We start from the raw sequence: 23,265 nt of genomic DNA on the forward strand, positions 1-23,265 counted from the left end.
CTCAAAAGTGTTGCCAATGAGGACGCAAGTATTGGCTCACGTTGCAGATAGCCCTGGCAGCCCGTTCAATGCTGGGGAAAACAGGGACGCCAGCGCTGATAAACCCCTGCTCGATCTCCCGACGGCGCACTTCCGCCGGCCCTGGAGGCAGCACCAGCACCATCGGCTTATTCCGTTTCCGGTTGAAATCAAGGATGACGCCGTTGACGGCATCCGTTACTTGCCTGGGATAGTAGTCCAGAATGACTCCGGCATTCTCATAGACCAGGATCAGATCGATCTGGGGCTCGCCGGCCACCAGTTCCATAGCCCGCTGCACCGCTGGCGGAACGCTCTGGCACTGGCTCATGTCCACCGGATTGCCCAGCACGCTGCCCACCTGCCCGATCAGGTCCACAAGTTCCCTGCCGGTCTGACTCCTCAAGGGGGGCACTTCGATCCCGGCAGCAGCACACACATCGGATATTAAGACCGCCTCCCCACCCCCTCCATCCGTAAGGCCGCAAATCACGCCAAGGTTGTTCCTCCGCAACCGCCCGAACCTGTCCAGCAGCAAGAGGGTATCGGCCATCTCGTCAAGGCCCTGCACTTCAATGGCTCCGGCCTGCCGCAAGGCACCCGACCACACGTTAGCAGAAGCTGCCAGCGCGCCGGTGTGGGAGGCTGCCGCCCTGATGCCTGCCGGACTGCTGCCTCCTTTCCACACCACTATGGGTTTCTCCTTCGCCGCAGCGCGCATCACTTCAAACAGGCGGAGGCTGTCCTTTGGTCCCTCCAGATAAAGCCCGATAGTCTTGATCTCAGGATCAAGAGCCAGATACTCCATAAAATCAGCGGCACCAAGATCGGAGCCGTTGCCCAGGCTGATGCCCTTGCCAAACCCCAGGCTGTGCGTCATGCCGTACTCCAGGATCTTGCCCATGTTCCCGCCGCTCTGGAAGATGAGGCCTATAGAGCCCGGGGGAGCCATGACGTTGAACGGCCCGTACGACATGCCATGCCCCGGATTGTACACACCGAAGCAGTTGGGGCCGATGATCCGGAACCCACCCTCCCTTGCTATCTGCACCATCTCCTTTTCCACGGCTGCCCATTCCGGCTCGCCTGCCTCCGAAAATCCGGCAGTATAGAAATAGATAACCTGAATCCTTTTGTGAGCACACTCCCAGAGAATATCGAGCACAGACGAACGGGGGGTACAGACAATCACCAGGTCAACCGGCCCCGGGATGGAACTCAGGCTGGGCCATATCCTGCGGCCGAAGATCTCCCCGCCTTTCGGGTTGACACCATAGAGTTCTCCTCTGAAGCCGCTGGAGATCAGGCTCTTCAGCCACAGCGAGGCAATTCTGTTCTCATCGCTGGATACCCCAACCACCGCAATTGAGCGCGGATAGAAGATGAGCTCCAGTTCCTTGAGCTTTCCCTTGTTCAGGCCGCTTTCCATTTCTTGCCCCCGAATACCCAAGAACTGTCAACAATCCCTAACATGACGGGCAAATAACCAACCTACTTCAGCTCTGGAAAACAGCCGGGTTGAAGTTTGCCTCTCCCAGGGGTTGCCGGAATATGAGGCACAGAATGTTGCAGGATATGCAAGGAAAGAGAGGTTGAACGAAAGCACACCCATCATGAAGACGGTCGCTGCACTAGAGTGGCTTCCGTGGTGGCCGTGTCCTGCCCGCGAACATAAGTAATCGTCACTTTATCGCCCGGACTATGGCTTTGTATGGCAGCCCTGAGCTGATTGACGTCCTTTATGTCCGTATCACCAAACTTGGCAATAACGTCATTGGCTTCCAAACCCGCATCGTCTGCCGGGCTTCCCGAGACCACTTCGACAACGAGTGCCCCAGAGTCCACCGAGAGGCTATACTGCGACTTGATGGACTCGGTTACGGTAAGCATCCTCACTCCAAGCCAGGCAGAGACCACCAGCCCTTTTGTCACCAGAGCCTCTATCACCGGAACAGCGGTGTCCGTGCTTATGGCAAAACCGATATTCTCCGCTCCGGATGCGATGGCCGTGTTGATCCCCACGACCTGGCCCCCCATATTCACCAGCGGCCCTCCACTGTTCCCCGGGTTAATGGCAGCATCGGTCTGAATGAGGTCATCCAGCACCGCGCCAGTCGATTCTTGGATGGACCGCCCCAGGTAACTGACCACACCCTTGGTCCAGGTAGGCCCCCCAGGCAAAGCCAGAGCGTTGCCCACCGCCACAACGTCCTCCAGTTTCTCCAGCTTACTCAAGGAATTGCTCAGAAAATGGGCAAAGGGAAGGTCTCCGCCTGCTTCGATCTGTACTACTGCCAGATCAGTTGCCGCATCTCCAACCCAGGCCACTGCATCAAAGCTGCGTCCATCGCTGAGGACCACACTCAGGCTCCGGGCATCCTTGACCACATGGTTGTTGGTTACTATATAGCCCTTTGGGTCTATAATCACCCCACTTCCAGCCCCTGACTCAGGGACTGGCCGTAGGAACCTGTCATAAGTCAATTTCTCCATGACAATAGAAACCACTGTCGGGGCAACCTCATCCACCAGTTCACTTATGCCTATGGGATCATGCACAGCATCGTCTACGTAGGCAGGCTGCCATCCCGGGTTATTAATTGGTTTGCCCGAGGCATCAGTCGAATTGCTTTCCCTGTTGAACAAAGCACAGCCCGGGCTTGTCGCCAGCAGGCCCACCAGCAAAACGACGATGAAGAGATATTTGTACTTGCCCATCTGCCCCTCTCTGATTCTATTCTAGCACTTTTCAACGGAAGGCAAAACAATCTCATCAGACCCAAACAATGCACCGCTCAGAGTGAATTAATACTTCAGGTTAATAGCCTCTCTCATGGCCTTTTGTGTCAAGACAAGAAGGCCGGAGGTGCCCAAAAAGTGTTTCGGAAAAGGATGATATAGCTCAGGGCAAGAGTATGCCCGCTACCGTTCGGGCTGCATCCCGAGCCAGATCCAGCAGCGGCGACGGATAGAAGAAAAGAACCAGAACGCCCAGACAGGCAATGCCCAGGGCAGCGCGAAGCGCCCAACCCGAGGGCACGCCCTCGTTTGATGCCGGAGACCCAACCCAGATCACCTTCACCACCCTCAAATAGTAGTAGGCAGAGATAGCGGTGTTGACTACCGCTATGATCACTAACCACACCAGATCATGATGTACAGCCGCATTGAAAAGGTAGAACTTGGCCAGGAATCCGGCTGTAGGGGGAAGGCCAATGAGAGAAATCAGGCACAGGGTCAGCGCCAGCGATATAAGAGGAGCCCGGCTCCCCATGCCCGCAAAGCTTTCAATGTCATCACTGCCCGTCTTATTGGTAACAGCAATGACAGCAATAAAAGCGCCGATATTGGCCACAGCATAGCATCCGATGAAGAAGAGCAGTCCTGTGGGACCATACACAACAGGATCGCTGACTTCACCAGCATGGCTCACCGCCGCCAGACCCACCATGAGATAACCCGCCTGCGCAATGCTGCTGTATCCCAGCATCCGCTTTATATTGGTCTGAGATATGGCCATTATATTGCCCACTGTCATGGTAATAGCCCCAAGTACAGCAAATATCATCGCCCAGTCCGGAAGCACGTCCCCGCCAAAGGCTTCCAGGAACACCCGCAGCACCACTGCAAACCCGGCTGCTTTGCTGGCCACCGAAAGGTAAGCAGTGACTGTGGTCGGCGCTCCTTCATAGACATCAGGGACCCACATCTGGAAGGGAACGGTGGCCATCTTGAAACCAAAGCCGGCTATCAAGAAAACCAGGCCCAGAAGAAGCAGGGGATTCTCCCACACCCTGCCCGAAGGGAGTGCGGCAGCAATATCAGCCAGTTTGGTCTCTCCGGTGATCCCGAAGATCAGGGCCATGCCATAGAGCAGGACGGCTGAGGCAATCGCCCCTAAGAGAAGATATTTCAGCCCTGCTTCGCTGGATTTGGCATCCTTCAGGAAGCCTACCAATGCATAGAGTGACAGGCTGGTCAGCTCCAGAGAAACATAGATGGTAATCAAATCCCTGGAGGCCGCCATAAGCATCATGCCTATGACCGACAGGAGGATCAGTGCATGGTACTCCCCCTGAAAACGGGAAAGCCTGGAGATGTAATCCCTCGAAGCAAGGAGAACCAGGATAGCCACTCCGGCCAAAAGTACCTTGAAGAATATGGCGAATTCGTCCGCCTTGAGCATGCCATTGAAGAGGCTGTTGTCCTGCCTGCCCCACAGAGCTACGCTGACCACTATAGAAGCTGCCAGACCGGCAATGCTGATAATGGTCAGCCGGCCCTTCCTGGTGATCACCAGGTCAAGCAGAATCACTGCTATGGCAACGCCGACAAGACACAGCTCAGGAGTTAACAGATAGTAGTTCAACTATTTGCTCCTACCAGAGTGCCTTCCTCCTCATGTCAATGGCAGTGCCTTTACTCCCGCACTGATAACGTCAGTCAGAATCCTGGGATAGATACCAACGAGCATTATCACAACCACAAAGACGGAGATGTAGGCCAGCTCAAGGGTATCAGCATCCTTTACACCATCATATCGGGGCTTTGCTTCGCGGTAGAAAACCCGCTCCAGCATCCACAATATGTAGCCCGCAGTAACGACAATCCCCACCACCCCCAGAAGGGTATAGACCCGGATGCCCGCAACGGTGAGACTGGAAAAACTGCCCAGAAAAACCAGGAATTCAGCCGCAAAGCCACTGGTGCCAGGCAGTCCCAGCGCGGCCAGTCCGGCAATGCTGAAGACCACCGCGATAATAGGCATCTGTCGGGCCAGCCCACCCAGCGCAGGGATATCCCTCACGCGGGTCTTGTCATAAACCAAACCCACCATGACAAAAAGTAGTCCGGTAACCATGCCATGGCTGAACATCTGTAAGGCAGCCCCGGCAACACTGAGATTCGACAGTGCGAAGATGCCCAGGAGCACATAGCCCATGTGGCTGATGCTGCTATAGGCGATCAGCCTCTTCAAATCGGTCTGCCGCAGCGTCAATACTGCTCCATACAGCACACCGATCACAGCAAACACCACAATAATAGGGGCATATTCTCTGGCGATATCGGGAAAGACACTGACACATATCCGGATCATGCCATAGCCCCCCATCTTCAGCAGAGACCCGGCCAGCATTACGCTGACTGCTGTGGGAGCATCAGTGTGGGCATCGGGCAGCCACGTATGCAACGGGAAGACCGGCAGCTTCACCGCAAAGCCCAGCAGGAAGAGCCAGAAGGTGGCGGCTAGCGGGATTACCGCCACAAATTGACCCAGGTCGGTTCCTGCCAACACGGTCATATCCAGGCTGCCAGCCGTGGCATAAAGAGTGAGGATTCCGGCCAGCATCATAGCGCTGCCCATGATGGTATATATGACGTACTTCATGGCCGAATAGGCCCTCCTGCCCCCACCCCAGATGGAGATAAGGAAGTACATAGGGACAACTTCAATTTCCCAGAAGAGGAAAAACAGCAGGAGATCCAGGGAGCAGAAAACCCCCAGGATGCTCGACTCCAGAATGAGCAGCCAGGCAAAGTACTCCCTCGGTCTCAGTTCAACCTTCCACGATATCAGGACCGCCAGGAAACCCAGCAGGGTGGTTAACACCACCATGGGCAGGTTCAGTCCATCAACGCCGAGATGATACTGAACATTGATTTGAGGGATCCAGGAGACCTTCTCCACAAACTGAAAGCCACTATCCCCCCGATCAAACAGGGCGAACAAAGCCAACGACAGAGCAAAGGAGGCAAACGTGAAACAGACGGCCAGCCGTTTGATAGTACCTGCACCAAGGCCGGGGATGAAGGCAACGAGCAGCGCTCCCACTACAGGGAGAAAGATCAGCAGCGACAGCGGATGAAGATCAGCAAACTCCAAACTTCAAACCCTCATACCGCTTCAGTTTCTCCAATACACCACCCGCTATGCGCATTTCAGTCCATCTACCTGACCCAGTAGACCAGCCCCACGATCACCAGAATCCCCAGGAACATGATCAAGCCATAAGTCTGCAGTCGCCCTGTTTCAGCATTTCGGATAACCCTGCCAGCAACTATAGCCCCCCCGGCTACTCCGTTCACCACACCATCAACTATGTAGGTATCAAATAGCTGAAGAACCCTGAAGATACCGTTCATCAACAGCCTGACCACTATGACCCGCTCATAAAGCTCGTCCATCCAGTATTTCCTGTAGCATATCCTGTATAAGGTCCGGAACATTCTGCCCATCTCCTCTGCCGATATCCATTTGGCGCCATACATTGCATTGGCAAGATCAACCCCTAAAAGAGCGATAATAAGCGATATGAGCGCTATGTAGCTATTGTCGATGAATATGGTGAAGGCATGCGTCCATCCATAAACCTCGCTTCCGCCAAAGAACCGATCAAACCAGCCATTCACATTGACCCACCCGGAGGTGATAGCCAGTATGGCGAAGATAAACATGGGGATGAGCATCACCTTCGGCGATTCGTGAGGCTGTGCATGACCACCGTCACCGTGAGCCCCACCCCGATACTCACCGTGGAAAGTGAGAAAGACCGCCCTGAACATGTAGATAGCCGTCATAAAAGCAGTGATCATACCTAAGAAGAAGAGGCTAATTCGCACGTCGCCCAGGCGGTAGGCTTCAACCAGAATCGCATCCTTGCTCCAGAAACATGAGAGTGGCCAGATACCCACTATGCTGATAGAACCGATGAGAAAGGTGACATACGTCCAGGGCATACGCTTGCGCAGCCCCCCCATCTGCCGCATGTCGAAGGTTCCCGTAGCATGGTTGACGCTGCCCGCCCCGAGAAAGAGCAGGGCCTTGGCAAAGGCATGGTTGAAAAGGTGGAATATGCCTATGGCAGCAGCCAGCTTAGCTGCCTCCAGCGTCACATTGCCCCCCTTGGCGATGGCCATGCCGGCAGCCCCTAACCCGAGCATCATGTAGCCCAGTTGGCTGATGGTACAGTATGCCAGTACCCGCTTGATGTCGGTCGCCACCAGAGCCATGGAAGCAGCGAAGATGGCGGTAAAAGCACCAATGGTAGCCACTACGGTCAGGGCTGCTTCAGAGCCAGCGAATATGGGAAAACAACGAGCCACCAGGAAGACACCGGCCGTCACCATGGTGGAGGAATGGATCAGGGCACTGACCGGCGTAGGGCCTTCCATAGCATCTGGCAACCACACGTGAAGCGGGAACTGGGCTGACTTCCCTACCGCTCCGGCAAAGATGCCTATAGCTGCCAGAGTCAAAGTGCCCCCTGCCAGAGTCCCCGCTATAGTCTGCAACTGGCCGATATCAAAGGTGCCAGTCTTGAAGTAGAGGAAAAGGATAGCCGCCAGCAAGCCTAAATCACCCAAGCGGGTGACCAGGAAGGCCTTCTTGGCCGCTGCGACCGCCGACGGACGGTGGAACCAGAAGCCGATAAGAAGATAGGAACATAAACCCACCAGCTCCCAGAAGACATAGAGTTGAATCAGGTTATCCGCCAGGACCAGGCCCAGCATGGAGCCGGTGAACAGCGACATGAAGGCAAAGTAGCGGCAATAGCCGGCATCGCCGCGCATATAGCCCTGGGAGTAGATCTGGATCAGGAAACTGCACACGGTGATTACTACCAGCATCACCGCCGTCAGCGAGTCCACCATGAGCCCCAGGTTGATCTGTGTGCTGCCAATAACCGCCCATTCATGAGCATGGAATTCCAGTTCATGCCCATCCGCCTGCAGTACGCTGGCCAGAGTCCATAAAGCCAGCAGAAGCGATGCACCAATACCGGCAATAGCAACATACCCGGCAAGCTGTGCCTTCTTGTTTAAGAAAGGACGGATTATGAATGAAATGACAGCGAAGGCGAAAATGGGGATCAGAAAGATCGACCAGACAGCAAATTCCGGAATAGCAGACATCAGGTCTTCCTCAGAATCTCCCGTACCACATGATCCTTTTCCTCCGGGATAAGGACGCGATACGCAGCCGATTCCCCAACAGTCTTGCTATCAGGGTGAACCAGAAGTCTCGTGGGAATCCCTTCCGCTTCAAAGAATTCCTTCCACATCTCGGCTATTATGAGACAGGAGGCAGTCTTTACTTCAACCCACATGACATTATCCCTTCATCAGATCGCTCTTGCTGGCATCAACAGTCCGACGGCTGCGGTAGATAGCCACGATAATAGCCAGGCCCACTGCTGCCTCTGCCGCTGCTACCACCATAATAAAAATGACAAATATCTGCCCGGAAAGCACCGGCCCTTCAGGGTCAACGAATCTGGAAAAGGCCACCAGGGCAATATTCACCGCATTGAGCATGATCTCAATACACATCAGGATTACCACGGCGTTGCGCTTGACCAGAGCACCATACATGCCAATACAGAAGAGGATTGAGGAAAGAACCAGATAGTGTTCCAAACCTACGGACATCCTATTTCTCCCTCAGCAATACAATAGCCCCTATTATTGCTGCCAGAAGCATCAATCCGGCAATCTCGAAGGCCAGAACAAAGCCACTTTCCGAAAAGAGCAGCCCGGCAATATCCTGCGTCCTGACCATGCCACTCATCTCCCCAGATGGCTGCCAGTCAAAGCTGAGGATAGAGCCGATCATTACTCCCAGGAGCACCAGGCCAATAATAAGGGCAGGTACCCTCAACCTGCCTGACGGGCTGCCCTGCTTTGCGTCCCTGGTCAGCATGATAGCGAAGATAAGCAGCACCGACACTGCACCGACATAGATCAGGACCTGCACTGCAGCCAGAAAATCGGCATTGAGAGTAATGTATATTCCGGCCACAGTGAAAAAGCACAGGATGAGAAAAAGGGCAGCACGGAACACATCTCTAACAAAGACCACAGCCAGCGCTGCCCCCACACACACCACTGCCAGAACCCAGAAAGCAACGTCCAACGTCATCGCTTCTTCGCTCCTGTCTTGCCTTCCAGAAGGAGGTCCTGCTGCGGCAAGCTGGCTGCAATTTTCGGGTAGGCATAACCGCTGCGCTGCATGCCCGGCACCAGCTTCAGTTGTTCCTTGGACAGCACCAGTTCCTCTCTGCGATAAGCAGATCGCTCGTATTCCATCCCCAGAAAGAGCGCCTCGAAGGGGCATGACTCAACACATAAACCACAGAAGATACAGCGGCCGCTATCCAGTTCGAACTTCTCCACTACGTAGTTATTCTCCGTCCCCTTGGAAGTCACAATCTCGATATTACCCTGCAGGCAACTCTTGGCACAGGTAGCACAACCCGTGCACCTTTCCCTGTCCCAGACCAGAGTATAGCCGCGAAACCGCTTCGAGAGCGTGAGCCTTCTCTCCGGATACCTGGTGGTGATGGGCCGGCGGAAGAAATGCCTGAGAGTCACCCCCATTCCCTTGACCAACCCCAGGCCATACCTGTCAAGCTTCAATTTCAACCCTGCCTCCTCCTAATTTGAAGAGCCTGGACCATACCAGTATCAAAACGCCGGCAGCCCCAAAATTCACGAGGATCATCCACCAGGTGATATCTCCCCAATAGACCACCTCGGCGGCAACAATGAACAGGTTGATCAACGCCAGGGGAAACAGGAATTTCCAGCCAAAACCCATCAACTGATCTACCCGCAGTCGGGGGAAGGTAACCCTCATCCAGATGAGCAGAAAGAAGATGAAGAAGACCTTCGCCAGTAACCACATAACGCCAATAGCAGCATAGCCATCCCCCGGACCCCGCCAGCCACCGAGAAACAGGGTGGCTGCAATCGCCGACATAGCCAGGGCATGGCCGTACTCGGCAAGATAAAACATGGCAAACTTCATTCCGGAGTATTCCGTATGAAAACCGGCCACAATCTCCGAGTCTGCCTCCAGAAGATCAAAGGGGCCTCTATTGATCTCAGCCATGGCACTGAGCAAGAAAATCAGGAACCCCAGAGGCGTCACCAGAAAAAAGGGGATATCCTGCGATCCCACAATGGCATACATGGACAGAGAGCCCGACAGCAATACAATGCTGATAATCGAGATTACCAGCGGTATCTCATAGCTTACCATCTGGGCTATGGCACGCATGCCACCAAGAAGTGAGTACTTATTGTTTGAGGCCCATCCGGCCATGAATACCCCCACCACACTCATGGTGCTGATAGCCACTACATAGAGAATACCGGTGTTCAAATCAGGGACAAGCCCGTGGCCCTTGTAGAGAGGTATCACCGCAAATATCAGCAATACCGGGAGGAAGACAATGACCGGAGCCAGCCAATGGATCAGTTTATCTGCTGCGGCAGGTACAATATCCTCTTTCAGTAGTACCTTGATGGCATCAGCTACCGGCTGAAAAAAACCAAAAGGACCGGCGCGGTTTGGGCCCCACCGCAGCTGGAATGTCCCGAATGCCCGGCGCTCGAACCAGATAAAAGCCATCACCGTAAGCAGCACAAAGGCAATAATAATGGCGGCAAATACGCCAAAATGAGCCCAGTAGTTGCCGGCAGGCCAAAGCGTCATCAGCGATCCACCTCAGCCATACAGACATCTATACTGCCGAACGTGATAATGGCATCAGCTAATTTCCAGCCCACAACCATGTCCTTAAGCGCCGTAAGATTGATCAGCGTAGCCGGCCGGATATGAAGGCGATACGGAGCAATGGAATTGTCCGAAACTATATAGAAACCCATCTCACCCTGAGGGGTTTCGATGTGTCCATAGGTTTCCCCCACAGGTGGGTGCAACAGGTGCGGCACTTTGGAGCACACCTCTCCGCCAGGCAATTGTTTTATGGCTTGCTCCAGGATACGCACGCTCTGCCGCATCTCCAGAATTCTCACCCGATAGCGATCGTAGTTGTCACCTGCTTCACCGGTGGGGATTTCAAATTCAAAGTGATCGTACACAGAATATGGATCCGCTCGCCGGATGTCCCACTTCACGCCGCTGGCACGCAATACCGGGCCACTGGCTGATGAGTTGATAGCCAGCTCTTTCGGCAGAATACCCACCCCCTTGCTGCGAAATAGAACGATCTCGTTTTCAGTCAGAAGCTGTTCATACTCGTTAATAAAACCAGGCATCTCAGCCACAAACCTCTTCAAAGCAGGTATGAACTCCTCCGGCACATCCTGGCTCACCCCACCGATGCGCATATAGTTGTAGGTCAGGCGCTGCCCGCAGACCATCTCGAATAAGTCCAGGATTTTCTCCCTCTCCCGGTACATATACAGGAGCGGTGTATACACGGAACAGCCCATATCATTGAAGAAGAAGCCCACCGCCATAAGATGGCTGGAGATGCGCATCAACTCATCCATAATAACCCTGATATATTCAGCTCTCTCAGGAACACGAATACCGGCCAGCTTCTCCACTGCAAGAACATACGCATGATTACAGGCCATGGCGCTCAAGTAGAGTAACCTGTCGGTGAGAGGGATAACCTGGGTGTAGGTCCTCGTTTCGGCCAGTTTCTCTATTCCCCGATGCAGGTAACCGAAAATCGGCTCCAGATCGACAACTACCTCTCCATCAAGGACAACCCTCATCCGGAAGATACCATGGGTGGAGGGGTGCTGCGGCCCTATATTGACGATGATCGGTTCAGTGATTGTTCTCATAGGCCTAGCCTGCAAAGGCCCCAGAGTATCCTGGGCATGCTGCGAAGGAAGGACCGCGCGGGCCACTGAAGCTCGCGTTTTAGGCAAGTCGCTGCCAGAGCCAGTTCCTTTTCCCCCTGCTCTCCCAGCATCGTGCCATGCCCTGGAACCCGACGATCGATAGCATGAATCAATTGCATGTCCCTCTTAATCCTGGTCTCCACCTGCTCAGCTACTGTGGCAGTTATAACCCCGTAATCCCTTTTTATGCGGTTGAATCCTAGCGCCGCTTCATAGGTGACATCAACTATTTCCTGACGGCTGAGCCACTCCGTCTCATAGCTCAGCATGTAGCTCCAGGTAGGAGAAAGAAGCGCCTGGCGATGCTCTTCCAGGGTCCGGTAGAACAACCGATAGCCATACTCCTCCGGCCGATCGAACACCTGACTCCCCGGGTCGATGAATGGGGCCAGCGGCGATATGTGCGGATGCACCACTCCTTTGCCACCGAACTCCTTGAGCAGTCCCCCAAGGTAATCTACCGTAGCCATCACCGAGGCGCAGTCCTGTTTCGGCAACCCGATCATATAGAAAAGGTCAAACCTCCGGCAGTTGTTCTCCACCGCCGCCCTCATCGTCTCCTCAATGTCAGCATTCCGCCAGCCCTTCCCAAAGGCATGCCGTACTCCTTCATCATGCGACTCGGGAGACATCTGTATATTGAAATTAGGAATGGCTTTGCTGACCTTTTGAAAAAAATCCTTCCCCGCCGGTCCGAAGAGCTCCAATACTATCGGCCCTTTTACCCCCTTCCGGCTCATAGTGTTGAGAAGTTCATCAGCATAGTCATCCCCGGCCTGGCGGATATCTCCGATGATAAACACCGGCCCACGCAGGTAGCGCTGGATGCTGCAGATATCCTCGGTCACCAGGAGAGGACTGCGGTAAGCCACCCCTTCTCTATGGCACATGCCCTTGAAGGCGAAGTGCGACCCACCACAGGAGCGGCAGTTCAAGGTGCAGCCCCTACAGGTGAATACCGCGGTAATCGGGTAGTCCAGCCAGTTAACGAAGGGGAGCATGCCCGCCAGGGAGCGATACTTGATCACCGATTTAACCGGGTAGGCATAGTCTAGAGGGAGATCATCCAGATTAGTCGGGACCCAGGAGAGCGCATTATGATGCGCTTTGCCCTCCCTATCCTTCCAGCTCAAATTAGGCACATCATCGACCGGAGCCCCGGACTTTATGCGCCGCATGAGCCGAAGCACAGGCTCTTCGGTGGAATCGCCACGCACCACAAAATCAACCTGAGGATACGCGATCAGTTCCTCATAAAAGTAAGTGGACGATAAACCACCGAAGATAACCGGGATCGAGGGATGGAGCTTCTTAACCAGCCGGGCCAATTCCAGGCTGCCCTGCGCATGGGGTAACCAATGAAGGTCAATGCCAAACGCCAGCGGATGAAGCTTGCTCAGGAAATGCTCCACATTGAAGCGCGGTTCTGTCAGCATACGGTTGGCGATGTTCACCACCCTGGTAGATATCCCTGCCTTCTCCAGATAGGCGGCGATGCTGATGAAGCCTATGGGGTACATCTCAAAGATGGGGGTCGAGGGGATGACATCGCTTATGGGGCCGTATACTACGGAACGTTCCCTGAAATCATAGTTGCTCGGGGCATGCAACAGTATCAGTTCAGGCTTGCTCATAGGTAATCCCGCCTCAGAGGATGCCCCTGAAATCCTTCCCAGAGGAAGATGCGCTTCAGGTTAGGATGCCCCACGAAGATGATGCCCAGTAGATCGTAGATCTCTCTTTCCTGGTAGTCAGCGCCGCGCCACAGGCTGACGACAGAGGGCACCTGAGGATTATCACGACTGCACTTCACCTTGAGGACTGCACTATGGTTATGCATTATCGAGGTCAGATGATAAACCACCTCAAGGTAATCCAGGTAGTCCACACCGGTGATGCAGGTAAGGTAATCAAATTCAAGCCCGGGGGCGGTCTTAAGAAACTGGGCTACCTGGAAAAGCGATTCGGGGCTGATAACGATCCACTCCGGATTGGACTCAACAATAGACTGCGGCCAATGCTCGATTATCTGTCTGGCAACATCCTGACCCAGAAGCAATTTCGTCATACTTAATTTACTTCGACTCGGCCTTCACAGACGTCAGCTTATCCGGGCTCTGATCTTGCTTGAGACTCATCCTGTCGATCTTCTTATGCAGCATCATGATGCCATAGAGCAAAGCCTCGGGGCGGGGAGGGCAGCCGGGGACATAGACATCCACCGGAATAATACGGTTGACACCCGGCACCACGCTGTAGGAATGCGCGAAGGTGCCCCCGCTGATAGCGCAGGCGCCCATGGCTATCACCCATTTCGGCTCAGCCATCTGGTCATAGAGCCTTCTCACCGCCGGTGCCATTTTCCAGGTCAATGTACCCGCTACGATCATCAAGTCAGCCTGGCGTGGCGAAGCCCGAAAGATCTCCATGCCAAACCGAGAGATATCAAAACGGGAGGCAGCCGTGGCCACCATCTCCATGGCGCAGCAGGCAAGCCCACTGGCCAGCGGCCACAATGAGTAGCGCCGTCCCCAGTTGACTGCCTTATCAACCGAGGTTATCAGCACGTTGCGGCGCAGCTCTCTGTCCAGCCATTCATCCGGGTCTGCAATAGGCTGCTGAGAGCGAACGATGAGCGCTTCAATCTGCCGGCCCTCATTCCTATCAATGTCCGCCAGAGAGTAGCCGGGCTCGATCCTATCTACTTCCACTCCAGAAGCCCCTTCTTCCAGACATAAAGGTAAGCAGTCAGGATGATACCAACAAAAATAGCCACCGCCACCAGACCGAACTGGGCCAGATTCTTGATATCAGTGGCCCAGGGATAGAGAAAGATGGTCAAGATGTCGAAGGCAACGAACACTACGGCATAGAAATAATAGCGGAAGTTGAATTGAACCCGGGTCTTTCCTGTGGTCTGCACCCCGCACTCGTACGTAGCATCCTTATCCGGATTAGGTTTCCTGCGGGCGGCAACACCCAGGAAACGGAGGGCAACGGGTACCAGAGGCAGAGCAACAGTGAAGAGAACAGCTATAACAAGGAATAAAGCCAGAAGCCCATAATCAGCTAACAAATACCCCCTCCCTCCCGCTCGACGATTAGCCTATTATACCAAATATCTCTGAGCAAACCTCTCGGGAAAACGCCAGCTCAACTTGCTTCCAGCTTGCTCCTATGATATTTTGAAGCCCATGAAGATTCAAATTCTGGGGGCGCATGCGACGGAAATAGCCAGCGCGAAATCTACAGCGCTGGTTATTGATGAAGTCCTGGCCCTCGATGCCGGCAGCCTCTGCTCCAGCTTAACCCACTCTGCCCAGAAGAAGCTGCGAGCTATCCTACTCAGCCACTACCACTATGACCACGTGAGAGATATCCCTCTCATAGCCATGAATATCGCCTACCAGGGAAGCCTCAACATCTACTCCACCGCCACCACACTCGAAATCCTTTCCACCCACCTACTCGATGGCAAAATGTACCCCGACTTCCGGGAATGGCCACAACAGCAGCCGGCCATAAAATTCATTACCCTGGAGCCACATCAGCCCATGAATATAGACGGCTACAGTGTCCTGGCTGTTCCAGTATGCCACAGTGTGCCCACTGTAGGCTTCCAGATCACCTCTCCTGGGGGAAAGCGGCTGTTCTACACCGCAGACACGGGCGAAGGCCTATCGGCCTGCTGGAAGTATGTTTCTCCGGACCTGCTCATCACCGAGCTCACCATGCCACAGAAAATGGAGGAATGGGCTATAAGAAGCGGGCACCTCACTCCACAAATACTGAAAGCAGAACTATCGGAGTTCCGCAAAATGAAAGGCCATATCCCTCCTGTGATCCTGATTCACCTGAACCCCCTGCTTGAAAACGATATTGCAGCGGAGGTGGCCGAGATAACCCGGGAACTCGGAGCCAGCATCACTCTGGGACGAGAAGGAATGAAAATCACCCTGTAAGGGCTGCCATGGAGATCAGCTTCATCGTTGATGCCAATGCCGGCAAGCTGGCCAGGTGGCTGAGGATGATGGGCTATGATACCCTCTCCTTCAACGATATTGAAGACAGTCATCTGGTGGATATTGCCCTGAAAGAGGGAAGGGTAGTGCTGACCAGAGATACCCAGATCATGAGAAGGCGTGTTGCCACCAAAGGCCAACTGAAGGTTATCCTGGCGCAAGACGATGACCCGAAGGAACAATTGCGCCAGGTGATGAAGGAATTGAATCTGGACTGCCGCCTCAGACAGTTCACCCGCTGCCTCGAGTGCAACCATCTCCTGGTTTCTAAAAGCAAGGAGGAGGTAAAGGACCTCGTGCCTCCCCACGTTTTCCGCACCCAGACCCAGTATATGCAGTGCCCTTCCTGCCTCAGAATCTACTGGCAGGGTACCCACTGGCAAAGGATGAAGAAGGCCCTCGAAGAAATTTCAGCAGATTAAGGACTTCTCCCAGAAGAGACAACACATGTCGGACATAAAGAAGCACTCAAGCGAGAATCCGGTCATTCAACTGGAGAATCACCTGCCCTCCGAATCGCTGAACCTGATCAGCATGATCGGCGAGCTCGCAGCAGAAGAAAAGGTGGGCTTGTATCTGGTAGGCGGGGCAGTGCGAGACCTTCTCCTGGGAAGGGCCAACTTCGACCTTGACCTAGTGGTGGAAGGGGATGCCCCAAAACTGGCCATCCTGGTGGCACAGAAAACCAGGGGGAAGGTACTGATCCACCGCCGCTTCGGTACTGCCAAGCTGCGCAGCGGGGGCCAGACTATCGACCTTGCCACTGCGAGGTCAGAAAGCTATGCCCGCCCCGGTGCTTTGCCCACAGTGCGCCCGGGCTCAATCAAGGATGACCTGAAGCGGCGTGATTTCACCATCAATGCTATGGCCATCCATCTCAATCCAGACAGCTTCGGCAAGCTGGTTGATCCCTTCGAGGGAAAGAAGGACCTTAAAAGCAAACTCATTCGTATCCTTCATGGCAAAAGCTTCATTGATGACGCCACACGTATGCTGCGGGCCATACGTTATGAGCAGAGGTTCGGCTTCCACATTGAGAAATCCACGGAACTACTGCTCCGACAGCACCTATCCATGCTGGACACCATATCCGGCGACAGGATACGCCACGAGTTGGAACTGATATTGAAGGAGGAGTTGCCCGAGAAGCCTCTGGGGCGAGCCGGAGAGCTGGGCCTGCTTGATAAAGTGCACCCCTCCCTCAAAGGCAATGGCTGGTTGAAGGATAAATTTCAGCAAGCCCGTTCCATCGCTCATCCTACCCCGCCGGCACTCTATTTCGCCCTTCTGACATATCCCCTCAGCCAGGGGAAGGCCGAGGATTTTGTTGTCCGCCTGAAGATGCCCGGATTAACAGCAAGGGCAATAAGAGATACCCTTCACCTGAAGTCAAAGCTGCCCTCCCTGGCTGGCCCCGGGCTATCACCCAGTGCCGTGTATCGTCTCCTTCAAGAATACTCCCCGACATCGATCCTGGCCTGCACCATTGCCTCGGATTCAGCTTTGGTTCAGCAACGGCTTCACCTGTACCTGAACAACTGGCGTCACGTGAAGACATCATTGGACGGAGTAGCTCTACAGCACATGGGAATACCACAAGGCCCCCAGTTGGGCCAGATGCTGAGGCTATTACATGAGGCAAAGCTGGACGGCAGGGTGAACACAAGAGAGCAGGAGATAGAGATGGTGCAACTCTGGTTAGCACAGGAGATCTAGAATGGAACAGAGATGCTGTGTCTGCAGCGAACCGCTGGACAGTGACAATGTCTCCCGGTGTAACCTCTGCGGTGGGGACTTCCACATGGCCTGGTCAACCAGGGTCAGCGTGAAGGAATGCGGACACTACCGGGTCAATAAGCAGCAATGCGGGCTCGCCTTTATCTGCAGCCGTTGTGAGGAAGGACTCCAGCCTGCCAGGGAGAATCAATCACCCAACCACTTGACTACTTCATGAGGCATGTGCCGCAGCAATCCGCTTTTCATAGTGCACCTGGGTAAGGAGTTCAGAAAGACCCTGCCATAAGGCTTTGTCTGCAAACGCCGATCCAGGACAACCACTACCCCGCGGTCGCTCCAGCTACGGATAAGACGGCCAAAACCCTGTTTGAACTTGAGTATCGCCTGGGGAACCATATATTGATTGAAGGGATTATCAAACAGCTCGGCACGGGCAGAAAAGATGGGATCATTGGGAACGCCGAAGGGCAAGCGGGCTATCACCAGAACACTCAGCGCTTTCCCCACCACATCAACCCCCTCCCAGAAGGCAGCCGTGCCCATCAGCAAGGACTGCGGATTATCCTTGAACCTACCCAGAAGCTTCTTGGGACTGCCGTCAATCCCCTGCCCCAGAACCAGAATGCCTTCTTCATCAAGAGTAGGCTGGATAGCACTGTAACAATTACGAAGGGCAGCATGAGAGGTAAACAGAACCAGGGTGCGACCCCGTGTCGCCCGGCAGAGTTCCACCAGCGATTCCGCCACCCCCCGCTGGTAGCCAGGCTTCTCCGGCTCCGGGATATCCTGAGGGAGATAGATCATAGTGGACTTCACATAATCAAAGGGGGGATCTATTGCCAGCTCACCAGCCTCTCCCAACCCCAGAGAGCCTTTGATATACTCAAAGCTGCCATCGATGCTCAGGGTAGCGCTGGTCAGTACAACACAGTCCTTCTTGGAGAACAAGGATTCCTCCAATACCCGCCCCACATGCAATGGGGCAGCATTCAGACATAGACCTCCCGACACCTTGAGGGAAGCCCAATAAATATCATGCGGCTCCGGTTTGGCTATGATGGAGTCTGCCTGAAGCCGTAACCCGCGGACCTGCTGCCGCGTGAAGGATATCTCTGCCAGCGAACTGTTCAAGTCCGGATTTCTCCTATCGGGCAAGTCCTCCATCATGGCGTAGAGTTCACTTAAGCCGGTCTCGATACTCCCAAGATCAAAATCAAGATTCTCCCAGGATAGCTCTACTTCCGCCCACGCCGGCTGACGGCGGAGTTCTCCAGTAATCTTCAGGCGCCGCTCATAGTCCCCGGCTTCTTCAGGATGGTGAAAATTCAGGAAATGAGTCAAAACATCAAAAAGCTCAGCCACCCGGGTACGGGCCATCTTGCCTTTGCCCTGCAGGCCTTCAACCTTGTTCCCTACTTCCTTTCGCCTCGATGAAGCTACCGAGGTGGTACGCAGATAAGTGCGGAGTTGAAACAGAAACCCTCCCCTGTCGCCAAACCGGTCCAGGCACTCATAGAGGTCTTGATCAGAAATCTGGAACCCCAGTTGCTCAGTGGCCTCTTCCTCCAGGTGATGCGCTTCGTCAATGATCAAACAACTGTATTCGGGTAATATTCCCCCCTTCACCAGGTCAGACAGCAGGAGGGCATGATTAACCACTATCAGATGAGCCCCTTCCGTCCTCTGCCTGCCCCGGTAAAGGAAACAACCGTCCGGATAGTGCGGGCAACGCTCAGCAACACAGTTTTCTTCCGAGGCACAAATCCTGCTCCACAGGGCGGATTCACTTAAATTGAGGTTGATCTCGGCGCGATCACCGCTGGGTGTTGAGTAAATCCAGAGCAAAAGGCGAAGCAGAAATCTGGCCTCTTCCCACGCTAATCCGGGGGTCTTGCGCCAGGAGTGCCATCGCCTGAGGCAGAGGTAATTACTGCGGCCCTTGAGCAGGGCTACCTGAAGGTTGGAGTTCACCTCCCCATCCACGGCCTTGACCAGAGCCTGGAGCAAATCGGGGATGTCTTTATTCATTAGCTGTTCCTGGAGATAAGAGCGTCGTGTAGGGAAAAATGACCACAGGGCTATTGTTGTCCAGCGCAAAGAAGATCGCCGGCAGCAGATAGGCAACGGACTTACCAATGCCAGTGCCTGCTTCTACGACAAGGTGCTGCCCGTTGTTCAAGGCTTTGGCCACTTCCTGCATCATGGAGACCTGACCCGGACGGTACTCAAAGCCCGGGAAAGCCTCTGCCAGCGGACCCCCTTCGCTTAGAAAAGCGGTCAGCCGGTCCAGGTCCAGCGGTTTGAGGACGCTGTCAGGTACCAGTGGTTTCCTCTCCGGCAGATCCAGGGCCTGCGGGTTGAAGTCCGCTACCCAGGACTCTCTGTCCCACAGGGAAACTTCACCTACTTTGCTCCTCTCCAGGTCCAGGAATATGGAGCGCCACGGCCAGTTGGCAGCCATGGTCAGGCGATTGATCTCCGCAACCAGAGGGAGGTCCAGTTGAGAAGCCTTATCCAACAGCGACAGGAACACCTCTTTGCCCATCACAGCATCGGCCAGGGCACGGTGCTGCACAGGGTAAGGCCTCTCCAGTTGCTTGGCCAATGCGATCAGACTGTAGTCCGTGAGCTGGGGGAGAAGGATGTTCGCCACATCGAGAATATCAAAGGTCGTGTTGGAGAAGCTCAGCCCTTGAGCACGAAGGAAGTTCAGGTCAAACTGGATACTCTGCCCTACAATGGGACAGTCTCCGATAAAAGAGAGCAGCCCATCCGATACTGCTGGAAAGGAAGGGGCGGGTTCCAGTTCCTCCGCGGTAATGCCCGTGAGCAGACGGATGCGGTAGGGAAGCGGGCACTGAGGATTGACCATGGTGTGGAAGATCTCCAGCACCTTCTCACCCTTAAACTTGACCGCACCTATCTCAATGATGCGGTCCTTTTCCGGATCAAGCCCGGTAGTCTCCAGGTCGAGCGAGACACATGTCTGGCTAATCATAGGCCCCCGAACATCTCATCATTCTTCAATTAGATATAGGCCTAGCCCGAAAATGGGGAGCCTACCCAGCGAGGCAAATGCGAGAGGAGATTCTCAAAAATCCAGGTGTAGAAATAGATCTCGATAATGGCGCGGGGCAGCCGGCCCACGAAGGTGAAGAAAAGGAACTTGGTCAGCGACAATTTCAGCGATCCGGCAGCAATCCCAACGAAGTCAAAAACGAAAAGGGGCAGAAAGGCAAAGGTGACAACACTAAGCCAACCATGACGCTTCATCCAGCCCTCCGCCGCCCTGTATCTCTGAAAACGCTCCAAATGGAATAGACGCCGCCCCCCGTAGCCCACGTAATAGCTGGTCACTTCTCCCAGCGTGCTGCCCACAGCGGCTACCAACGCCACCAGGAGCGGATTGCCAACCGCAGCGACAACCACATTCAGCGCCTGCCCCGGGAAAAAGAAATGGACAGGCACGACAACGCTCAGAGAGGGCAGCAGGTTTGCCAGGAAGACACCGAGGTAGCCATATCTCCTGAGCTCCGTCAATTGTATCGGCGGGAGGAAATGAACCAACACCACCAGAAGGGCAAGAAAGGCAAAGGAAATGCCGATCAAGGCCAGAAGGGCTTTCACCCTCCTGGGGGTGATCTGAGGAACTGCCTCTTGTATTTCAACTATGAATTCGCCGGCTTTCATTTTCAAAGGGTCCCGGCCAGATAGGCTTCCACCCTCTCCTTCTTCAGGCGTTTACAGATTTCCTCACCCTCAGCCCTGTCATTCACCAACGTGAAAAGGACAGGCCCCGCGCCGGCCACGTGTACCTCGGTCGCTCCGGCAGCCAGAAAGCGCTGCCAATACCCATCAAGCCCCGGAAAGAACGATGGGGCCACATAGTCGAATACATTATAACAGACACGGGTGGTAGCCCTTTCACCTTCCTCTATCAACCTGGCCATCCTCCGGGTGTGTTGTCCGCGGGTGAACCGGGAAGGGTCCAGCCGGGCATACATTTTCTGTGTCTTGCCGCTTACATTGACAGGGGGCCTGATTAAGACAACCCAGGTCTTGGACAGAGAAGGCAACGTCACTACCCTGTCGCCTCTCCCCCGTACCAGGGCTGTAGTACCGCCGGAAACAAAGAAAGATACGTCAGAACCCAAACCTGCCGCTATCCCCTGCAGCTTCCCCGGGGCCAGCTTCAGACCCCAGATTTCATTAAGGCTTTGCAGGGTCGCCGCAGCATCGCTACTGCCACCGCCGAGTCCACCGGCCAGCGGAATAGACTTCTCCAAATGTATTGCCACGCCGTGGTCCGGACCGGCGACAGCCTGCACCAATCTGGCTGCCCTGAAGACCAGGTTGGTCGGGGAAGCCAGCTCCGGAACGTTGCAGGTTATAAAGATATGCTCATGCGGTTCAAAGGTAAGGACATCGGCAAGGTCAATGGCCTGCATGACGCTGGCAATCTCATGATAACCATCCTCACGCTGGCCCAGAACCTCGAAGGTGAGGTTGATCTTGGCGTAAGCCTTACGGGGCTTGACTGCAGACTTACTCTTCATGATGGTGCATCTCCTCGAGTATCTCCGCCCACTCCTGGAGATTGAGGGTCTCTGCCCGGCGTTTTGGGTCTATCTTTGCCTTCTCCAGCAACTCGGCAGCGTCCCGGGGCAATATGCCCAGGCCCTGGGATAATGAATTCCGCAGTTGCTTCCGCGGTGCGCTGAAGCCGGCCCGAACCACATCAAAAAAGTCGCTGGTCCGGGACACCGCGACCGGAGGCTGTTTATAAAGCTCGACGCGGAGTATGACAGAGTCCACCTTGGGCGGAGGGTAGAAGCTTTTAGATGGCGCATGACCGGCGATAGTCGGCTTGCCGTAGAACTGGACGCTCACGGCGAGTATGCTCATGTCACCGGGCTGCGCTACAATCGCTTTCCCCACCTCCTTCTGGACCATGATCACCATAATGGAAGGCTTGAGAGACGCTTCCAGAAAATGCCTGAGGATGGGAGAGGTAATGTAATAAGGGATATCGGCCACCACCTTGTAGCCGGGCGAGTCACCCTCCACCCCAACCCCGGCCAGAAGCAACCCCGGATCAGTCCGGAGCACATCCGAGGTGACGATAGTGATATTAGGTATCCCGGCCACAATTTCGCTCAGCGCAGATGCCATGGCATTATCTGCCTCAACAGCAATGACTCTGCCCGCATGCATAGCCAGCTCTTTGGTCAAGACACCCAATCCCGGGCCAACCTCGATCACCACATCCTCGGGAGTCAGATCTGCCGCCGAGACTATACGGTGCAGCACCTGTCTATCAACAAGGAAATGCTGGCCCAGGCTCTTCCTCGCCCGGAGGCCGAAATGACCCAGTAAGCCCTTTACCTCTGCAGTCGGCGACCTTGCCATCTCAGATCACGATATCCTGTAAATCAAAAAGGGTCGTGCACCCACTTTTGGCCTCGCCCTATGGCTTTCCATCACTTGGACGGCTCCAACCAGGAGAACCTGTGGCACCCAGAACGGGCTACTTACCGCTGCTTCCTTCCGGACCTGACGGACTTCGTAGTGTCCTGCCGCACAGGGCCCAGTCTTCAATACCGCTCAATTGAGTCAGTCCCACAAGACAACAGGCCGGGAGTAGGAATTCAGCCCCGCTATAGCGGATTTCGGGTACAGGGCACCGCTAACTCCCCACCTAGCACGACCCAAAGCCAATGTTAGTCTCCCCCGCGGCTCTTGTCAAAGCACAACATCACAAAAGCACAACATCACATGTTGTTGTCCAGCGAAAATGTCACCCTAATTGTTCAGCGAATTTGTC

Annotated in this window: 24 protein-coding genes and 1 other RNA gene; 4 read left to right on the forward strand and 21 right to left on the reverse strand. The window is 54.6% G+C overall.

Going from position 1 to position 23,265, the window contains the following annotated elements:
- Position 1: 1 nt before the first annotated feature.
- The 15 genes from NTZ04_06145 to NTZ04_06215 all read right to left on the reverse strand — a co-directional run bounded on the left by NTZ04_06145 (position 2) and on the right by NTZ04_06215 (position 14,758).
- Positions 2–1,447 (reverse strand): CoA-binding protein, encoded by a 1,446-nt coding sequence (locus NTZ04_06145; GenBank protein ID MCX5991892.1) that lies wholly within the window; start codon positions 1,445–1,447, stop codon positions 2–4.
- Positions 1,448–1,629: 182 nt separating this feature from the next.
- Complete coding sequence (locus NTZ04_06150) at positions 1,630–2,736, reverse strand: trypsin-like peptidase domain-containing protein (protein MCX5991893.1); 1,107 nt, start codon at positions 2,734–2,736, stop codon at positions 1,630–1,632.
- Positions 2,737–2,920: 184 nt separating this feature from the next.
- Positions 2,921–4,387 carry an NADH-quinone oxidoreductase subunit N gene (locus tag NTZ04_06155; GenBank protein ID MCX5991894.1) on the reverse strand — a complete coding sequence of 489 codons (1,467 nt, stop codon included), beginning with the start codon at positions 4,385–4,387 and terminating at the stop codon, positions 2,921–2,923.
- Between the two features lie 30 nt (positions 4,388–4,417).
- Positions 4,418–5,902: an NADH-quinone oxidoreductase subunit M gene (locus tag NTZ04_06160; GenBank protein ID MCX5991895.1), complete on the reverse strand. Its 1,485-nt coding sequence runs from the start codon at positions 5,900–5,902 to the stop codon at positions 4,418–4,420.
- Between the two features lie 65 nt (positions 5,903–5,967).
- The gene (gene nuoL, locus NTZ04_06165; protein ID MCX5991896.1) at positions 5,968–7,932 is read right to left on the reverse strand and encodes an NADH-quinone oxidoreductase subunit L; all 1,965 of its coding nucleotides are present in this window, start codon (positions 7,930–7,932) and stop codon (positions 5,968–5,970) included.
- Positions 7,932–8,126: a hypothetical protein gene (locus NTZ04_06170; GenBank protein ID MCX5991897.1), complete on the reverse strand. Its 195-nt coding sequence runs from the start codon at positions 8,124–8,126 to the stop codon at positions 7,932–7,934. Before NTZ04_06170 ends, nuoL begins: the two co-directional genes overlap by 1 nt.
- A gap of 4 nt (positions 8,127–8,130) precedes the next feature.
- Positions 8,131–8,448, reverse strand: a complete 318-nt coding sequence (nuoK, locus tag NTZ04_06175) for an NADH-quinone oxidoreductase subunit NuoK (GenBank protein MCX5991898.1) — start codon at positions 8,446–8,448, stop codon at positions 8,131–8,133.
- Position 8,449: 1 nt separating this feature from the next.
- Positions 8,450–8,938: an NADH-quinone oxidoreductase subunit J gene (locus NTZ04_06180; protein MCX5991899.1), complete on the reverse strand. Its 489-nt coding sequence runs from the start codon at positions 8,936–8,938 to the stop codon at positions 8,450–8,452.
- Entirely contained in the window at positions 8,935–9,441 is a 507-nt protein-coding gene (locus NTZ04_06185; protein ID MCX5991900.1) for an NADH-quinone oxidoreductase subunit I, read from the reverse strand. Before NTZ04_06185 ends, NTZ04_06180 begins: the two co-directional genes overlap by 4 nt.
- Complete coding sequence (gene nuoH, locus NTZ04_06190) at positions 9,425–10,516, reverse strand: NADH-quinone oxidoreductase subunit NuoH (protein MCX5991901.1); 1,092 nt, start codon at positions 10,514–10,516, stop codon at positions 9,425–9,427. The genes NTZ04_06185 and nuoH overlap by 17 nt, the downstream gene beginning before the upstream one ends.
- Positions 10,516–11,622 carry an NADH-quinone oxidoreductase subunit D gene (locus tag NTZ04_06195; protein ID MCX5991902.1) on the reverse strand — a complete coding sequence of 369 codons (1,107 nt, stop codon included), beginning with the start codon at positions 11,620–11,622 and terminating at the stop codon, positions 10,516–10,518. The genes nuoH and NTZ04_06195 overlap by 1 nt, the downstream gene beginning before the upstream one ends.
- Positions 11,619–13,316 (reverse strand): TIGR04190 family B12-binding domain/radical SAM domain protein, encoded by a 1,698-nt coding sequence (locus tag NTZ04_06200; GenBank protein ID MCX5991903.1) that lies wholly within the window; start codon positions 13,314–13,316, stop codon positions 11,619–11,621. Before NTZ04_06200 ends, NTZ04_06195 begins: the two co-directional genes overlap by 4 nt.
- Positions 13,313–13,750, reverse strand: a complete 438-nt coding sequence (locus NTZ04_06205; GenBank protein MCX5991904.1) for an NADH-quinone oxidoreductase subunit C — start codon at positions 13,748–13,750, stop codon at positions 13,313–13,315. Before NTZ04_06205 ends, NTZ04_06200 begins: the two co-directional genes overlap by 4 nt.
- Before the next feature lie 7 nt (positions 13,751–13,757).
- Positions 13,758–14,294 (reverse strand): NADH-quinone oxidoreductase subunit B, encoded by a 537-nt coding sequence (locus NTZ04_06210; protein MCX5991905.1) that lies wholly within the window; start codon positions 14,292–14,294, stop codon positions 13,758–13,760.
- Between the two features lie 89 nt (positions 14,295–14,383).
- On the reverse strand, positions 14,384–14,758 hold the full coding sequence (locus NTZ04_06215; protein MCX5991906.1) for an NADH-quinone oxidoreductase subunit A: 375 nt from the start codon (positions 14,756–14,758) through the stop codon (positions 14,384–14,386).
- A 118-nt stretch (positions 14,759–14,876) separates the two neighbouring features.
- Between NTZ04_06215 and NTZ04_06220 the strand changes: the two genes are divergently transcribed.
- Genes NTZ04_06220 through NTZ04_06235 form a run of 4 tightly spaced genes read left to right on the forward strand, consistent with a single transcriptional unit; the run spans position 14,877 to position 17,658 of the window.
- Positions 14,877–15,644: an MBL fold metallo-hydrolase gene (locus NTZ04_06220; GenBank protein MCX5991907.1), complete on the forward strand. Its 768-nt coding sequence runs from the start codon at positions 14,877–14,879 to the stop codon at positions 15,642–15,644.
- Positions 15,645–15,652: 8 nt separating this feature from the next.
- Positions 15,653–16,126: a Mut7-C RNAse domain-containing protein gene (locus tag NTZ04_06225; protein MCX5991908.1), complete on the forward strand. Its 474-nt coding sequence runs from the start codon at positions 15,653–15,655 to the stop codon at positions 16,124–16,126.
- 25 nt (positions 16,127–16,151) lie between these two features.
- Positions 16,152–17,420: a CCA tRNA nucleotidyltransferase gene (locus NTZ04_06230; GenBank protein ID MCX5991909.1), complete on the forward strand. Its 1,269-nt coding sequence runs from the start codon at positions 16,152–16,154 to the stop codon at positions 17,418–17,420.
- Between the two features lies 1 nt (position 17,421).
- The gene (locus NTZ04_06235; protein ID MCX5991910.1) at positions 17,422–17,658 is read left to right on the forward strand and encodes a hypothetical protein; all 237 of its coding nucleotides are present in this window, start codon (positions 17,422–17,424) and stop codon (positions 17,656–17,658) included.
- On the opposite strand, the gene NTZ04_06240 is transcribed toward NTZ04_06235, so the two are convergent.
- The 6 genes from NTZ04_06240 to ffs all read right to left on the reverse strand — a co-directional run bounded on the left by NTZ04_06240 (position 17,628) and on the right by ffs (position 23,148).
- Positions 17,628–19,469 (reverse strand): hypothetical protein, encoded by a 1,842-nt coding sequence (locus NTZ04_06240; GenBank protein MCX5991911.1) that lies wholly within the window; start codon positions 19,467–19,469, stop codon positions 17,628–17,630. The two genes, NTZ04_06235 and NTZ04_06240, sit on opposite strands and share 31 nt — an antisense overlap.
- A complete protein-coding gene (locus NTZ04_06245; protein ID MCX5991912.1) occupies positions 19,462–20,439 on the reverse strand; it encodes an exonuclease domain-containing protein in 978 nt (325 codons plus the stop codon). Before NTZ04_06245 ends, NTZ04_06240 begins: the two co-directional genes overlap by 8 nt.
- A gap of 41 nt (positions 20,440–20,480) precedes the next feature.
- Complete coding sequence (locus tag NTZ04_06250) at positions 20,481–21,131, reverse strand: VTT domain-containing protein (GenBank protein MCX5991913.1); 651 nt, start codon at positions 21,129–21,131, stop codon at positions 20,481–20,483.
- A gap of 2 nt (positions 21,132–21,133) precedes the next feature.
- Positions 21,134–21,997 (reverse strand): 4-(cytidine 5'-diphospho)-2-C-methyl-D-erythritol kinase, encoded by an 864-nt coding sequence (gene ispE / locus NTZ04_06255; GenBank protein MCX5991914.1) that lies wholly within the window; start codon positions 21,995–21,997, stop codon positions 21,134–21,136.
- Entirely contained in the window at positions 21,987–22,850 is an 864-nt protein-coding gene (gene rsmA, locus NTZ04_06260) for a 16S rRNA (adenine(1518)-N(6)/adenine(1519)-N(6))-dimethyltransferase RsmA (protein MCX5991915.1), read from the reverse strand. The genes ispE and rsmA overlap by 11 nt, the downstream gene beginning before the upstream one ends.
- A 33-nt stretch (positions 22,851–22,883) precedes the next feature.
- An RNA gene (gene ffs, locus NTZ04_06265) (signal recognition particle sRNA large type) lies at positions 22,884–23,148 on the reverse strand.
- Positions 23,149–23,265 lie beyond the last annotated feature (117 nt).

Source organism: Chloroflexota bacterium (assembly GCA_026389585.1).
GTDB lineage: Bacteria > Chloroflexota > Dehalococcoidia > UBA2247 > RBG-13-53-26 > JAPLHP01.